14 protein-coding genes and 1 tRNA gene are annotated in these 15,023 nt (G+C 65.4%); 4 read left to right on the forward strand and 11 right to left on the reverse strand.

What is annotated here, in order from left to right; genetic code table 11:
* Positions 1–40: 40 nt before the first annotated feature.
* On the forward strand, positions 41–1,435 hold the full coding sequence (locus WDA27_10315) for a wax ester/triacylglycerol synthase family O-acyltransferase (GenBank protein MFA5891321.1): 1,395 nt from the start codon (positions 41–43) through the stop codon (positions 1,433–1,435).
* Here WDA27_10315 and WDA27_10320 read toward each other — a convergent pair.
* Genes WDA27_10320 through WDA27_10335 form a run of 4 tightly spaced genes read right to left on the reverse strand, consistent with a single transcriptional unit; the run spans position 1,432 to position 5,737 of the window.
* Positions 1,432–2,310, reverse strand: coding sequence for an alpha/beta hydrolase (locus WDA27_10320; GenBank protein MFA5891322.1), 879 nt, complete (start codon positions 2,308–2,310; stop codon positions 1,432–1,434). The genes WDA27_10315 and WDA27_10320 overlap by 4 nt on opposite strands.
* Before the next feature lie 7 nt (positions 2,311–2,317).
* Positions 2,318–3,622, reverse strand: coding sequence for a diaminopimelate decarboxylase (gene lysA, locus WDA27_10325; protein MFA5891323.1), 1,305 nt, complete (start codon positions 3,620–3,622; stop codon positions 2,318–2,320).
* 16 nt (positions 3,623–3,638) lie between these two features.
* A complete protein-coding gene (gene argS / locus WDA27_10330; protein ID MFA5891324.1) occupies positions 3,639–5,330 on the reverse strand; it encodes an arginine--tRNA ligase in 1,692 nt (563 codons plus the stop codon).
* A gap of 5 nt (positions 5,331–5,335) precedes the next feature.
* Positions 5,336–5,737, reverse strand: coding sequence for a response regulator (locus tag WDA27_10335; protein MFA5891325.1), 402 nt, complete (start codon positions 5,735–5,737; stop codon positions 5,336–5,338).
* 82 nt (positions 5,738–5,819) lie between these two features.
* On the opposite strand from WDA27_10335, the gene WDA27_10340 reads away from it, so the two are divergent.
* The 3 genes from WDA27_10340 (at position 5,820) to WDA27_10350 (ending at position 8,407) form a co-directional block, all read left to right on the forward strand.
* Positions 5,820–5,891 (forward strand) — tRNA-Arg (locus WDA27_10340).
* A gap of 79 nt (positions 5,892–5,970) precedes the next feature.
* Entirely contained in the window at positions 5,971–6,918 is a 948-nt protein-coding gene (locus WDA27_10345) for a type IV toxin-antitoxin system AbiEi family antitoxin domain-containing protein (protein ID MFA5891326.1), read from the forward strand.
* Positions 6,919–7,414: 496 nt separating this feature from the next.
* Entirely contained in the window at positions 7,415–8,407 is a 993-nt protein-coding gene (locus tag WDA27_10350; protein ID MFA5891327.1) for a hypothetical protein, read from the forward strand.
* A gap of 65 nt (positions 8,408–8,472) precedes the next feature.
* On the opposite strand, the gene WDA27_10355 is transcribed toward WDA27_10350, so the two are convergent.
* The 7 genes from WDA27_10355 to WDA27_10385 form a co-directional block, all read right to left on the reverse strand.
* Complete coding sequence (locus WDA27_10355; protein MFA5891328.1) at positions 8,473–8,682, reverse strand: zinc ribbon domain-containing protein; 210 nt, start codon at positions 8,680–8,682, stop codon at positions 8,473–8,475.
* Entirely contained in the window at positions 8,669–8,917 is a 249-nt protein-coding gene (locus tag WDA27_10360; GenBank protein ID MFA5891329.1) for a hypothetical protein, read from the reverse strand. The genes WDA27_10355 and WDA27_10360 overlap by 14 nt, the downstream gene beginning before the upstream one ends.
* 68 nt (positions 8,918–8,985) lie before the next feature.
* Positions 8,986–10,476 (reverse strand): FGGY family carbohydrate kinase, encoded by a 1,491-nt coding sequence (locus WDA27_10365; GenBank protein MFA5891330.1) that lies wholly within the window; start codon positions 10,474–10,476, stop codon positions 8,986–8,988.
* A 17-nt stretch (positions 10,477–10,493) separates the two neighbouring features.
* Entirely contained in the window at positions 10,494–12,338 is a 1,845-nt protein-coding gene (locus WDA27_10370; protein ID MFA5891331.1) for an ATP-binding cassette domain-containing protein, read from the reverse strand.
* Complete coding sequence (locus WDA27_10375) at positions 12,322–13,110, reverse strand: ABC transporter ATP-binding protein (GenBank protein ID MFA5891332.1); 789 nt, start codon at positions 13,108–13,110, stop codon at positions 12,322–12,324. Before WDA27_10375 ends, WDA27_10370 begins: the two co-directional genes overlap by 17 nt.
* Positions 13,111–13,112: 2 nt before the next feature.
* On the reverse strand, positions 13,113–14,126 hold the full coding sequence (locus tag WDA27_10380; GenBank protein MFA5891333.1) for a branched-chain amino acid ABC transporter permease: 1,014 nt from the start codon (positions 14,124–14,126) through the stop codon (positions 13,113–13,115).
* Positions 14,123–15,001: a branched-chain amino acid ABC transporter permease gene (locus WDA27_10385; protein MFA5891334.1), complete on the reverse strand. Its 879-nt coding sequence runs from the start codon at positions 14,999–15,001 to the stop codon at positions 14,123–14,125. Before WDA27_10385 ends, WDA27_10380 begins: the two co-directional genes overlap by 4 nt.
* Between the last annotated feature and the right edge of the window lie 22 nt (positions 15,002–15,023).

Consider the following 15,023-nt stretch of genomic DNA (forward strand, 5'->3'; position numbering starts at 1 on the left):
GCCCGGGTCTATGCTCGCGTCCCCAACCGGAAAGGCAACCGTGCCCGAAAGACTCAGCGCACTCGACGCACAATTCCTGCACCTGGAGACCCCCTCGGTCCACATGCACGTCGCCGGACTGGCCGTGCTCGACCCATCCTCGCGGCCGCAGGGACCCCCGACGCTGGAGTCGATCGAGCAGGTCGTCCGGGATCGGATCCACCTGGTTCCCCGCTTTCGCCAAAAGATCGTGCCCGTCCCGTTCGGCATCGCGCGCCCGGTCTGGGTCGATGACCCCGAATTCGACCTCGGATTCCACCTGCGGCGCGCGGCTCTGCCTCACCCCGGCGGACGCGCCGAACTCGCGGACTATGTGCAGAGGGTGTGTTCACGACCCCTGGACCACTCGAAATCCCTGTGGGAGATGTACTTGATCGAGGGCCTGCTGGACGGTTTCCTTGGGCTGCTGTGGAAGGTGCATCACGCGATGATCGACGGGATGAGCGGCATCGACATCGCCACCGTCTTGCTCGACTTCACCCCTGAGGGGCGGGCCGTCGAAGCCCAGCCGTGGGCCCCGAAGCCCGAACCCTTGCCGCTTGACCTACTGGTCTCGGCCGTCCGCGAACAGATCGCCAACCCGATTCGCGTGGGAATCGAGACGCTGGAGACCGTGGTGCGCGCGCCGGCCGCCGCGGCCAAGCAAGCGCAGGCACTCGCCGAAGGAGTCGCGTCGATCGTCGCCGCCGGCAACGCGCCGCAGAGCCCTTTCAACCGTCCAGTCGGCCCCAACCGCCGCTTCGCGATGACCGAGGCTCCGGTCTGCGATTTCAAGGAGGTCAAGAACGCGCTCGGCGGCACCGTCAACGACGTTGTCCTCGCGATCGTCGCGGGGTCGCTGCACAAGTTCCTGACTCATCGAGGCATCCCCACCGACGCTTCGACGACCTTTCGCACCATGGTGCCGGTCTCGACGCGCGACGACAGCCACCGAATGGCCCTGGGCAACCGCGTCTCAAACATCTTCGTGGATCTTCCGGTCGGCCCGATGGCTCCCGCCGACCGACTGAAGGCAATCGTCCAGTTCACCAAAGACCTGAAGTCGTCCCATCAGGCCATCGGAGCTTCCGCGCTGATGGACATCGGCACCTGGGCGCCGCCGACGCTACATGCGCTTGCGGCGCGCCTCGCCTCGCGAAGCCGCCTGATCAACCTCGTCGTGTCGAACGTTCCGGGACCGCAGGTTCCTCTGTACCTGGACGGCGCGCGCGTCCTGACGACGTACCCGATGATGCCGCTCGCCGAGCGATGCGCGTTGTCGATCGCATGCACGAGCCTCGGCGACGTCATGGGATTCGGGATCACCACCGATTGGGACACGCTCCCCGACATCGACGTCCTGGCGCGCGGCTTGCAGGAATCCCTGGAAGAGCTGAAGAAAGCGGCGCGCGCCTAGCGAATCTGCGAGGTGCCCAGCCAGCGCTCGATCGCGGCGAGCGTATGCCGGGGGGCTTCGAGTTGCGGGACGTGACCGACGTCGTCGAACACGACGAAGTCCCAGTCCGCGCGAACGCGCGCCACCGCCTCGGCCGCCGCAAGCGGAACCAAGCGATCTTGGCGACCCATAAGCATCAGCGTCGGCGCAACGACGGCGCGCACCGTGCGCAGGAACTCGCGGCGCCGCGCGAGCAGACGAACGAGACTTCGCGATGCTTCCAAGAACGCAGGCGTGGTCCACGGTTGGTCCATCCGTTCGCGCATGATCGCGATCTGCTCGGCGACCACCGCGGGATCGACGCGCCGGTAGTCCACTGTGCACATCTTCAGCCCCTTCATCGCGACGCGCTCCGGACCAACCTTGCGCAAGCGACGCTGCGCCATCGGAATCCCGGCGGCAGGGATCGCAAACGCGGCGAGGAACTGCGCGCCGGCGCGATCGAACACGTGCGAATACCGCGGCGGCAACGCGGGATCAACAAGTACCAGCCCTGCCACCGAATCCGGGTGAGCCGCAGCCTGAAGGATCGAGATCGCGCCGCCCATCGAATTCCCGATGAGCACCACCGGCCGACCGAGCACGGCAAGGACCCGGTTGAGCAAAGCCACGTTGGCCTCGACGGACGCGCTACGCCCTTCCGGCGGCGTGCGACCGAACCCGGCCAAGTCGATCGCGTACACGGTCCCGTGTCGGGCGAGGCCGGGAACGATCGGCAACCAGTTGGCGTGGGAGCCGCCGAGTCCGTGCACCAAGACGAACGGCGTTGCGTCGGGCGGGCCCGGGTACCGCAAGCAGTAGACCCGTCCGCCGGCCTCAATCCAGTTCGATTCCACGAACCTGCTACACGTCCCGCGCGACGAGATCTTCGTATGTCTCGCGACGGATCAACGTGCGGGCTTTGCCGTCGCGTACGGCGATCACGGCCGGACGCGGGAACCGATTGTAGTTCGATGCCATCGAGTACCCGTACGCCCCGGTCGCGAGAATCGCAAGCAAGTCTCCGCGCTTCACTCCGGCCGGAAGTGGGATATCACGAATGAGCACGTCGCCCTGCTCGCAGTGCGAACCTGCGATCGTGACCGCGCGCTCGGCCGGTGCGTCGGCCCGGTTCGCAAGAAGGGCTTCGTAGCGCGCGCCGTATAGCGCGGGCCGGATGTTGTCGCTCATCCCACCGTCCACCGCGACGTAGGTGCGCACCCCCGGAATGTCCTTGACCACGCCGACCCGGTACAGCGTCAGGGTGGAGTTCGCCACCAACCACCGGCCGGGCTCAACAGCCAAGCGCGGCACGGGCAGGCCGTGGCGGGTCACCTCTTCCTCCAACTTGGCGCGCGCCTCCGCAGCGAAGTGGTCCACGCGCGCCGCGAAATCTCCCCGCGTGTAGGCGATCCCCAATCCGCCGCCCAGGTTCAACTCCCGCACGACGTAACCGGCCTGCTCGCGCGCGGCCGCGCAGAACTCAACGAGGATCTCGATCGTCTTTAGAAAAGCCTCGACGCCCGTAATGTTGCTTCCGATGTGGGCGTGGAAGCCGGCAACGTCGATGTTCGCCAGGTCGCGCGACAGCTTCACCGCCTCCAGCGCAGCGCCGCCTTCGATGGACATCCCGAACTTCGAATCCTCCTGGCCGGTCTGGATGTACTCGTGCGTGTGCGCCTCTACGCCCGGAGTCACCCGCAGCAGCACACACGCGCGCGCGCCGGCCTCCGCCGCCAGGCCGTTGATCCGCTCCAGCTCCTCCAACGAATCCGCCACGATCCGGCCGACGCCCTTGTCGATCGCCATCGCCAGCTCGTCGTCGCGCTTGTTGTTGCCGTGGAACACGATCCGATCCGGCGGGAACTCGGCCGCAAGCGCGGTGTGCAACTCACCGCCGGACGAAACGTCCAGACCAAGTCCTTCCTCGGCGACCATGCGCGCCATCGCGACGCACAAGAATGCCTTTCCCGCGTAGTAAACGTCGGCATCGGGATAGGCCTCGAGGTAGGCGCGCGCGCGCTCCCGAAAGGTCTGTTCGCACATGACGAACAGCGGCGTCCCAAACTCCTCGGCCAGATCGACCGTGTCGCATCCGCCGATCTCGAGGTGGCCGTCGGGGCGAAGGCGCGCGCTGGCCGGCAAGACGTCGCGAAGCGTGTGCGGCATGTCGGGAAACCTCCGGTTACATCGACTCCGGCGCCGAGACGCCGAGCAGCGCGAGAACGTTGTGAAGCGAGATCTGCGTGGCGCGCGCCAGATGCAGCCGCGCCTGCGTGAGGGCGGCGTCCTCGGTCACCACGCGGCAGTCGCGATAGAACCCGTGGAACAGCGCCGCGAGTTCCTCGGCAAAGCGGGTCATCCGGTGCGGCGCGCGCAAGCGCGCGGCCACCTGCACGGCTTCTGGCAGCTCGGCGATCTTGCGCAGCAAGTCCAGCTCGCTCTCGTGCTGCAGCTCCTCCAGCGCCACTCCATCGACCGGTTCCGTCTGAACGCCTTGGTCTGCGGCGTGACGCATGATCGAGCAGATGCGCGCGTGTGCGTACTGCACGTAGTAGACCGGGTTCTCTTGCGTCTGGCTGACGGCAAGATCGAGGTCGAAGTTGATCGTCTGGTCGATGCTCGTGCGCACGAGCAAGTATCGCGCGGCATCGACACCGACCTCCTCCAACAACTCGTCGAAGGTCACCGCTTCTCCCGTGCGCTTGGACATCTTGACGGACTCACCGGCGCGCGTGAGATGCACGAACTGGCCCAGCATGAACTCGCAGTGCTCGGGATCCTCGCCCAGCGCGGAAATGCTCGCGCACATCCGGCGCGCGAACCCATGGTGATCGGCGCCGAGCAGGTAGATCATCCGTTGAAACCCGCGACGGAGCTTGTCCAGGAAGTACGCAATATCCGGCGCAACGTAGGTCGGAATCCCTCCGAACGCCTCAGACCGCACCAGCACTCGATCCTTATCATCCCCAAAATCGGTCGTGCGCAACCAGCGCGCGCCGTCCTGCTCGTAGACGTGCCCGAGTTCATTCAGCACCTCGATGATGCGCTGAACCGCGCCCTCGTCGTGCAGGGTCGTCTCACTGAACCAGACATCGAACACGACGCCGAAGCGCTCCAGCGTGGCCCTTTGATGCGCGAGCATCCGTCGGTATCCCTGCTCGCGGAAGAACGCCAAACGATCGGACTCGGGAGCCTCGACGTACCGATCCCCAACCTCGGCGGCAATCTCCGCCGCCAACTCGCCGACGTACGCGCCCCGATACCCTCCCTCCGGAATCGGCCCGGCATCGCGCCCGAAGCGCTCGAGGTAGCGAACGGCGATGGATGCGGCGAACAGGTCAATCTGCCGGCCGAAGTCGTTGACGTAGAACTCACGCTTGACATCCTGGCCGGTCCACTCCAGCAGTCGCGCGAGGGTGTCACCGACGGCCGCCCACCGTCCATGTCCCAAGTGCAGAGGCCCGGTTGGGTTCGCCGACACGAACTCAACCTGGATTCGCTCGGAAGCCGGCAACTTCGAGCGCCCCCAGTCGGGTCCGGCCGACTCGACCTCCCGGACGATGTCGGTCAGCCAAGCATGCGTCAAAGTGATGTTGATGAAGCCGGGACCGGCAACCTCGAACTTCGCGACGTGCTCCCGGCTGTCGTGCTCGATTACCTCCGCGGCCGCGACGATCGCATCGGCGATGTCCCGAGGCTTTCTGCCGGCCTGCCTCGCCACCACCAGTGCGATTCCACTCGACCAGTCCCCGTGCTCCTTGCGCGCGGGACGCTCCATCTCAAACGCCGGCACCTCGAACTCGGGAAGGGAGCCGACCTCTTGGGCGTGCTCGATCGCGCGTCGCAAGAGCGCGGCAAGCTGATACTGAACCACCGCGCTCAGCTCCCCCGAGGAGGCCGTGCCGGCTGTCCGGCCAGCAACCGCTCAACCGTGTCCAGCAGATCCACCGGGTCGAACGGTTTGGTGACGTACGCCGACGCCCCCAATTCGATCCCGCTCGCGACATCGAATTCCTGGGCCCTGGCGGACAAGAAGATGATCGGGATGCGCGCCGTTTCGGGGTCCGCCTTGAGCCTGCGACAGACCTCGCGTCCGTCGATCTTCGGCATCATGACGTCCAACAGGATCAGATCCGGCCGGAAGACACGAACGGCTTCAAGGGCCTCCTCGCCGTCACCCGCCTTGGCGACGTCGTAGCCCTCCAACTCAAGGTTCACCTCGAGCAACTGCTGAATCACTCGGTCGTCATCGACCACAAGCACCCGTGCCAGTCCGATCACCCTCCTCGCGCTGCCACCTATGCTACCCGGCGCGCGCCCGTCCGATTCGCGCCGCTGCGCGGATGGTACGATGCGGACTCTCGCCCCCGTAGCTCAGAGGATAGAGCACCGGCCTCCGGAGCCGGTGGCGCAGGTTCGAGTCCTGCCGGGGGCACCCATCATCTTCGGGAAGTTCACCTCGATCCGGTCGCGCCGAGGCCGATGAACCTCGGCGACGTGGTATCCCCGTATGAATGAGGGCGTCATACGACCCAAAACGTACGGAGAAGTCCGTCGACGGAGCCGTCGCGCGCGTCGCCGCCAACCAGCACGGCCTGCTAACGCGCGCGCAAGCTCTCAAGACCGGGGCGACGCCCGGAATGATCCGATGGCGGCTGCAGGCCGGACGGTGGCAACGAGTTCTCCCCAGCACCTACCTCGTCGCGGGCGCCCCACCGAGCTGGCGACGGCAGGCGATGGCTGCCTGTCTGCATCTCGGGCCTGGCGCCACGCTGTCTTTCCGAGCGGCAGCGACGCTGTGCGGCATGACCGACATCAAGACTCGGCGATTGGAGGTAACGGTGACGAAGCACCGCAACCGCTCGGGCAACCCCCGGATCGTGATCCACATCCCCGAGGATCCAAGCCCACCAGAGGATCTGACTACGATCGACGGGATCCCCGTCACGAAACCCGCTCGCACCTTGCTCGATCTGGCAACAATCGAGTCGGCCGACGTGCTCGAGCAATGCCTGGACGACGCGCTGCGGCGTCGGTTGGTGTCGATAGCGTTTCTCGAGCGATGGCTCGCAGATCCCCAGCGCAAACGACATCGCGGCGCGCGCAGGCTTCAACGACTCGTCGACGAGCGCGCCGCGCGCGGGGTAACCGAGAGTCCCGTTGAGACGAGCGTCCTCCAGTTGATCCGCTCGCGGAGACTGCCGCTGCCGATGCTGCAATACGTCGTCACCGATGCCGGCCGGTTCATCGCTCGGCTCGACTTCGCCTATCCCGATCAACGCGTCGCAATCGAGGTCGACGGATTCAGGCACCACGACACGCGCGCGACCTTCGACGACGAGCGCGCGCGCGGCAACGCCATCGAAGCGCTCGGATGGCGAATCCTGCGCGTCACCGCAGCACACCTGGAACGCGATCCCGACGCGGTAATCGCGTGGATCGCGCGCGCGCTCGAGGGCTGAACACACGCGAGTCAATGACGTGTTGCACCCGCCTCACCGAAAGGGCCGGAGGCTCGTTTAGCATCATCCGAGCCACACGCAACAGCGGTCGAACAAGGACAACCCCCATTGAGTGGTCGCGAACGGCACGCCTGATGAGCGCGAGAGGGACGAACCGGACCCTTGACACCGGTCGCCGCCTTGCGCGCGCACGCGCGCGTCGCTTCTCGCGCGTGTTGTCGTCCGCAATCCTTCTCGCTCTTCTGACCGCGTGCTCACAAAGCCCTCTCGCACCCAGTGCCCCCGGCCGTCACCCTGCGTCCATCCGATGACCTACAACCGGGGGTGGTCACGAAGGGCTCCGCGCGCAGCCCCTCCTAGCTATGGGCGAATGGGCCGACGAGCCCTGTCAAGAAGCCCTCAGACAATGAGACGATGCAAGTGTCTCATCGGTAGTCGGTGGGCTCATCGCGAGCCCGGACGACCCTGGATCCGGGTCCGCAGGAAGGAGCCGGATATGACGCGGCGAATCAGCGCATCGATCGTCGTGCTCGTCGGGCTGGTCTTCATCGTCTTGACGTTTGCCTCCAACTTGTTCACCGTTGGGCCGGCATTCGAGAAGATGACCGACGGGTTTCGTCCCGTGATGCAAACGCAAGATCTGCAGGCGCTACAGCGGGACGTCACGGGCCTCGCCGCAGCCGGGACCGAGTTCGGGACCAAGGTCGTTCCCGCGCTCGCCGACCGGCTAAACACGACTCCGGAGGAGTTCTCGACCTTGCTCGGGCAGCAGTTCCCCGACTCGGCCACCGGCGTCGCAGCGATCCCCCAGATCACTGTCCAGTTCAACGGCGTGACCGGGCTCCTGACCGCCGAACAGGGTCGCTTCGAGCGGGCGGACGCCATTCCGACCTCCTCGCTTCCGGCCACAACCGTCCCGTGGAGCCTGCTCTTCGTCGGCATCGTGACCGTGGGCGTCGGGCTGGCGATGTTCACGTTCCGCAATGCGGTCATGGCTGCACTCGTTCTGGGTTCCATCGTCGTGGTCGTGCCGTTGGCGATGTCACTACCATCGAAGGCTCAAGCGGCCGACACGATGAACGACCACCTCCGACCCGTATACACGGCCGAACTGGTGGCCGGAGCGCGGCAATCACTCGGCATCGTGCAAGCGATGGCGACCGACATGCAGACCCGGGTCTTCCCGTTCCTGGAGCAGCAACTCAGGATTGATTCGGTTCAGTTGCAGGCGTTCCTCGGAGGGAACTTCCCCGCACTGGCCGGAGCACTCGGGAACCTGCCTGCGTCCTCAGCCCGATTCCAGAGCACGGTCGGCACCTTCGACACCCAGTTGGCGAACTACGACAAGATCAAGTCCACACAGTTGGTCCCCATCGTGTGGACGGCGATCGCGGGCGGAGTCGTGACGATGCTGGCGAGTGGATGGGCAATCGGCCGGCGCCGCGAAATCGCGCCGGCGCTACCGAGGCGTGAGACCCGAGCAGCCTGACGCGCGCAACGGAATCGCCCGGGGCATCTGCAACCCGGGCGGTTTCGCTTGCGTGGAGACGGCCGTCAGACCGGACAGGCTTGCCCGCACGGGCTGCCGCCACACGGAGTCGATGGAGCCTCAGCCCGGCCTCCGAGACCGGCGATAACCGGAAGCAGGCGCCGGACTTCGGTTGCCCCGCACCCTTCACAGGCGACGTCATCGGCACGCGCGGCGCTGATCAGCAACTCGAAACGGGACCCACAGGAGCGACACTCGTAGTCATAGAGGGGCATGGACCCAGGATACTCGCTCCGGCGCGTGCGTCCCTACGGAGTTCGCAGCCGGACCTACATCGGCTGCTTCACGTCCCGACACCAAAGCGATCGCGACAAGAACCAGCACGATGACCACGACAACGCGCGCGCGCCTCACCTTGTCGAGCCCTTCGTGCCGTCGCCGAACGTATCCGTCGCCGGCTCCCGTGCAATTCGCGACATAGCAATCATTCCCTAAGGAATGCTTCGGCATCACGCCGGGGGCGTCAAGAGGCGCAAACAGCCTATGCCGGGTCGCGATCTGTTTGGCGGCCGTTACGCCTAAGAGCCCAAAAGGGCCGAGATCCTCATGGCGCCCCGCCCCAAATTCGCAACAATCTCTTGCCACCGCGGCAATCCCGCGCTCATCGCTGCGACGAGCGCGTCGTCCGGGTGAACCTCGCGTCCGCGGCGCGCGGCGGCGTCCAGCACGCTCCCCGCGTCCGCAACCAATCCCGACCCTTCAGCGGCGCACGCCGCGACCCCGATCGCAGCGGAATCCTCGGCGACGACCAGGATCGGCCGACCGAGCGCGGCGGCCAGGGTCTCGAGCCACAACTCAGACTGGGTCATTCCGCCACATACACGAACAGGCCCGATTCCGACCGTCTCAGCATCGACCCACGAAAGCGCTTCGGCGGCAGCCCACGCCGCGGCTTCGATTCCCGCGCGCGCCAGTCCGGCACGCCCCGCGCCGAACATCCCCGGCGGCAGTCCGAAGACGAAGCCTCCACTGTGCAGCAACGGCATGTCGGCGAAGTCCTGCGGAACAGTCCCCAGATGAGCGATCACCGCTGTCGGCTGTGCGGCGCGCGCCAGATCATCGAGTTCGAAAACTTCGACCCCGAGGGTCTCCGCCAGCCACTCCCAGACGAAACCCGACTCACCGGTATTCGACTCGACGACCCCGAAGCCCGGTCGCAGGTGACGACTCGACCACAGCCTCGCAGAGCGCGGACCCGGATTCGCCACGACCCTGGCAACCGGCATCGACGTTCCCGCGATGATCGCCGTCTCGCCCTCCCGCCAGGCCCCGCTCCCGGCGAGGGCCGCGTGAGTATCCCCAGCGCCGGCACAGACTGGGACTCCCTCCAAACCCAGTTCGCGCGCGAACTCACCGTGGGCTGGGCCCAGGACGGTACCTGCGGCGAGAACACGAGCGAGCCGATCCGAAGGAAAGCTCACCAAGGACAGCATCTGATCCGACCATCCCCCGGCCGCGATGTCGAACAGTCCGTTCGCCGACGCCGACGAAAAGTCCATCGCCGGCTCCACTCCAAACAGCGACAGCATCCAACCCTCGATGCTGGTGGCGACGGAAGCTGCCGCGAGCACCTCGGGCTGATTCGCGGCGAACCAACGCAACCTTGCCGACCACGACAAGATCGGAGGGAGCTGACCCGTCACCGCATGAATGAGGTCACGGTCCCGGCGCAACAACTCGACGGCTTCGCCAACCCCGCGCGCATCCCGGTTCGGCCCCAGATACAAAGCCGCGCCGGCGGCGTCGAGCAAGGCACAAGACGGACGCATTGCGGCGGCGGTCATCGCCGCGATCCTCATTCCCGCCGGAGCGTCGGTTCTTGCCGCCGAGATCGCGGCGGCGATAGCGTCACGAAGTTCGCCGGGTTCGTACTCCAGACCCGCGGCAACACCCTCGGCCGCGCGCGCGCGAATTCGTACTCCTCGGCGCGCGACGATCAAACCGTCGGTCGAAACCAGGCACGCCCGAACGCTCCCCGTCCCGAGGTCGAGCGCGCACACCGTATCCATCGGCGATCCCTCCGCCGTTAGGGATGCGAGGTTAACTGCAGGGTGTAGTCGGAGACGTATGTTGCGCTGCTCGACTGCGCCTCCGTGTGATTGATCTCCTTGACCCACGTTCCAAGTGACGGCGCAATCCAGCGCGTCGAATGGACGCTGCCCGTCTGGTCCCCCGAGAACTTGATGTTGTACTCGACAACGTAGGTCTCGAACTTCCCCGCAGGCAATGAGAGCGTCTCCTTACGCCTGACGGAGGCGGTGAGTGTGTCCGTTCGACTGCTCGCTTTGGAAACAACCTTCCACGTCTGGCCCACCTTCAACGGGGCCTTCACGCGGAGCGAAGGAGGCGACATCGTATCCTCGGAGTTCTGGCGAACTCCCATGCACGTCACCGACGCCGCCGAATCGGTCAGGTAGACACCGTCCGAACGAAATGAGTAGATGTGGCGCTCCTGGCGACTACCGGAGAACGTCCAGTCAAACACCATGTCATTTGGATGGGCAGAATCCAACCGGCGCGAGACGACACTCACCGGATCATTGATGTCCCATTCGCACGCCGAAAACGCACCGAACGACACCTTGTCGTGGCCCTGTGCAGCGTACTTCCACACGCCTTGCGGGGGTATGGTCAACCCGCCGACGACGGCCGGGGCAGGACTCCCCGACGCCGCCGATCTCACAGGCGCGGCAGCCTGCGATTCCCCCGGGGCTGGAGATCCACTGGGAGCCGCGACTGAACCCTTCGAGTTGCCGGGAACGGTCGAGTCCTGAACAACGCCGAACTGACCACCCTTCGAGAACGCAGGGCCTCCGCGCCGAGTCCACCACCCGTAAGCCGCGAACCCCGACAGCAACAGCGCCGCGATAGTCAGGCCTGCAACTACCTTGCGCGGCAGCGCGCGCTTTCCGGTTTCCGGCTGAACGACCAGCGCCGGAACCGGCGGCAGCGCGTCCCCTGTTCGTCGCGGTGGAGCTTTGCGCTTCCAGTCCCGGAAGGCCATCACCAACAACTCGCCGACCGAGTATCCGCTCACCTCGGCCACCGCCTGAATCCTGCGCTTCTCTTCGGGCGTCAGAGGGACGAGCACTTTCTCCAAAGTCGCCGGCCGCTGCTCGACGACTCGCGTCGCCGCCGGCTCCGCGGCGTCGTCGCCCGCTTCGGCGTCCCCTCCAAGGTAGGAGGCTTGGATCACCTCCGAACTGGACAGCAGCTCGGCCGAGTTCCCACTCGCAACGATCTCCCCACTCTCGAGGACGTAGGCGCGATCCGACAACGCGAGCGCTTCCGTAACCTGCTGCTCGACCAGAAGGATGGTCGTCCCCATCGCTCGAACATCGTGCAACGTACGGAACAACTGCTGGATGATGATCGGCGCCAAGCCTTGGGACATCTCGTCGATCAGCAAGAGCTTGGGCTTGGCGACCAACGCTCTGGCGATGGCAAGTTGTTGCTGCTCCCCTCCCGACAGGGTCCCCGACCGCTGATCGGATCGCTCCCTCAGGATGGGGAAGATCTCGGTGATCTCATCGATCCGCCGATCCATCGATCCGTCTTCGACCGTCCAGCAACCCATCTCTAGGTTCTCGCGAACAGTCAGGTCCGCGAACATTCCCCGGCCTTCAGGAACCAACGCCATTCCCAGGCGCGCGCATCGATCCGGCAGGCGTCCGGTGACATCCGAGCCGGCGAACACGACCGTGCCCCCGGAGGGCCGGAGCGCACCAACGATCGCGCGCAACGTCGTAGTCTTGCCGGCGCCGTTGGGCCCGAGAACCGCGACGATCTCCCCTTCAGCAACGTCTAAGTCGATGCCGTGAAGCACCTCGATCGCGCCGTAGCCCGCGCGCAGGTCACGAACCGAGAGCAACCGGCTCCTCCTCGCTCGCGCCGAGATACGCGGTGATGACCTCGGGGTTGTTACGCACTTCCTGCGGACTGCCCTTCGCAAGAAGTTTCCCAGCGTTCAAGACGTAAACGAAGTCCGAGATTCCCATCACGAGTTTCATGTCGTGCTCGATCACGAGCAGGGCCACATTGAACTCACGACGGATCTGACCGAGCAAATCCATTACGCCCTGCTTCGCGGAGCGCGACACACCGGCCAGAGGTTCATCGAGCAGGAGCAGGCGCGGCTGCGACGCGAGCGCGCGCGCCAACTCCACCGTCCGCTGCTCTCCCAACGCCAGCGACTTCGCCGGCAACTCCCGGTACCTCCATAGATCAAGGAACTCCAGAATCCTGCGAACTTCCGCGCGCGTTGAACGTTCCTCGTTCCGACTCGACGGCAGCAGCAGTCCATCGGCGACAAGTCCATGCCGAGTGCGCGCGTGAGTGCCGACGAGGACGTTCTCCTCGACAGTCAACCCCGCGAACAACTGCACTGTCTGGAACGTACGGGCCATGCCGAGCCGGGCCCGTTCGTGGGGAGGCAGTTCCGTGACGTCGGCGTCGCCGAGCAGCACGGTCCCCGCATCCGGCGTCAGCAATCCGGTAATGCAGTTGAAACAGGTGGTCTTTCCGGCGCCGTTGGGTCCTATCAGGCCGACGGTCTCTTGCTCGTGCACCTCCAATGCAACCGCATCGAGCGCGCGCAACCCTCGGAAGTTGATCTCCAGTCCAACGGCACGCAGGATCGACATGCTCAGCGTCCCTCGAGCACCGGCGCCGGCGCATCCGGCGCTCCGCGGCGCCGCAGGATCCAACGCACGACGGCATCTTCCTGCTGTCGCATCTGGCCGACAATCCCTTCCGGAGCGACGGCAAGCTGAACGAGCAACAGGGTCGACAGAATCACCAGCAGAATGTTGCCCGGCAAGATCCCACTGAGCGCCTTCGGCATGATGTTCAGGAGCATTCCGGCCAGGAGCGCCCCGGCCACCGAGCCGACGCCGGCAATAATCGTGATGGTCACGAACGTGATCGACTGGAATACGTCAAAAGACGAACTGTTGACAGACAGCGTCGCATGGCCAAACAACGCCCCCCCGACGCCCGCGAAGAACGCGCTGAGCGCAAAGGCCATCATCTTGTAGCGGGCGAGCGACACCCCACTCGCTGCCGCCGCGACCTCGCCATCGCGAATCGCCGCGAACGCCCGTCCGGTCTTGCCCCGGCGCACGTTCACGGTGAAGACGATCAGGAGTACAAGCACCGCCAGAGCAAGGAAATAGAAGCTCCGGTCACCGGCAAAGTCCAGCCCGAACATCTTCGGACGCTCGAAGGACACTCCCGAGATACCTCCGGTAATCGTGCTGTTGCCGAATATCGTCGCCTGCACCGCCGCGCCGAACCCCAGCGTCGCAATCGCTAGGTACAACCCCCGCAACCGCAGCGCCGGCACGCCCGCGAGCAACCCGATCGGAACGGCCGCAAGGCCCGACAAAGGAAGCGCGATGAGGAACGGCACGTTCGCGTCACCGGTCAATCTCGCCGACGCATACGCACCGAATCCAACAAACGTCGCCTGACACAAAGAGATCTGCCCGACAAGCCCGGTAAGAACCACGATCGACAGCGCCACAATGGATGTAGTAACGGCCGACACCAGCACGAAGGACCAATACGCCGGGAGAACAAAAGGCAGCACGATCGCGAGAAACCCCGCAGCCCCCCACGCGCCCAAGCGAATTCGCCGGCGCAACTCCGCTTCGCTCATGCCTCGTTTCCTCGCGCTATCAGACTCGTCTCACTACGCAACATCAGGATCCCCACGATAAGCAGAAAGGAAACAACCGGTGGGATTACCTGCGCGTGCGGACGGAGAATCTCCAGGGATGCGGGAACCGTAGTCAAAAGGCCGAGCACGATACCGCCGACAAACGTGGCAGGCAGCGAAACCAGGCGCCCCAAGAGCGCGGCGGCAAACGCTTGGATGACCAACAACGTCAGCGAGAAAGCGTCCGCGGCCGGGGTGGAGATCAGGATCCCCGCGATGCCGGCAAGCACCGAGCCCAGCACCCATGCGACGACCGTGATTCGCGTCACGTTGATCCCCTGCAAAGCCGCGGCGTCCTGATCCGAGCTGACCGCGCGGATTCCGACACCGAGCTTCGTGTACCGGAAGAAGGCCGAGAGTCCACCCACGAGGCCCAGGGTAATGACGATGATCCCCACCTGGTCATACCCGAGCACGAACCCGATGATCTTGACGCCACCGGACGGGAACAGACTCGGAACAATGCGCGGCCGAATCCCCCAGATCGCTGTGGCAAGATTCTGCAATAAGGCGAGAAGCCCGAGCATGAAGATCGCGCGCGTAAGTCTCGGCGCGCGACGCAACGGACGCAAACCGTACGCGACCGCAACCCCAAGAGCCGCGGAAAAGACGAGGGCGACCGGCGCGGCGAGCAGGGTAGGGATCGCTTGGCGCGTGAGCGAACTGAACAGGAACGCGGCCACCATCCCCATCGCTCCGTGGGCGAAGTTCAGCACACCGGTTGCCTTGTAGACAATGACCACACCCAGCGCCGTCAACGCATAGATGCTCCCGGTCGCCAAACCGAGGATGAGGACGGGACCTATCGACCTCATGGCCTCAACCGACCGAATCCAC

It is taken from the genome of Actinomycetota bacterium, from assembly GCA_041658565.1.
Taxonomy (GTDB): domain Bacteria; phylum Actinomycetota; class AC-67; order AC-67; family AC-67; genus JBAZZY01.

Excerpts from the sequence above, each read along its gene's own strand:
- WDA27_10350 (MFA5891327.1), top strand. The coding sequence starts at position 7,415 with ATGACGCGGCGAATCAGCGCATCGATCGTCGTGCTCGTCGGGCTGGTC.
- WDA27_10345 (MFA5891326.1), top strand. The coding sequence starts at position 5,971 with ATGAGGGCGTCATACGACCCAAAACGTACGGAGAAGTCCGTCGACGGA.
- WDA27_10365 (MFA5891330.1), bottom strand. The coding sequence starts at position 10,476 with ATGGATACGGTGTGCGCGCTCGACCTCGGGACGGGGAGCGTTCGGGCG.
- WDA27_10385 (MFA5891334.1), bottom strand. The coding sequence starts at position 15,001 with ATGAGGTCGATAGGTCCCGTCCTCATCCTCGGTTTGGCGACCGGGAGC.
- WDA27_10375 (MFA5891332.1), bottom strand. The coding sequence starts at position 13,110 with ATGTCGATCCTGCGTGCCGTTGGACTGGAGATCAACTTCCGAGGGTTG.
- WDA27_10360 (MFA5891329.1), bottom strand. The coding sequence starts at position 8,917 with ATGCCGAAGCATTCCTTAGGGAATGATTGCTATGTCGCGAATTGCACG.
- lysA (MFA5891323.1), bottom strand. The coding sequence starts at position 3,622 with ATGCCGCACACGCTTCGCGACGTCTTGCCGGCCAGCGCGCGCCTTCGC.
- WDA27_10380 (MFA5891333.1), bottom strand. The coding sequence starts at position 14,126 with ATGAGCGAAGCGGAGTTGCGCCGGCGAATTCGCTTGGGCGCGTGGGGG.
- WDA27_10355 (MFA5891328.1), bottom strand. The coding sequence starts at position 8,682 with ATGCCCCTCTATGACTACGAGTGTCGCTCCTGTGGGTCCCGTTTCGAG.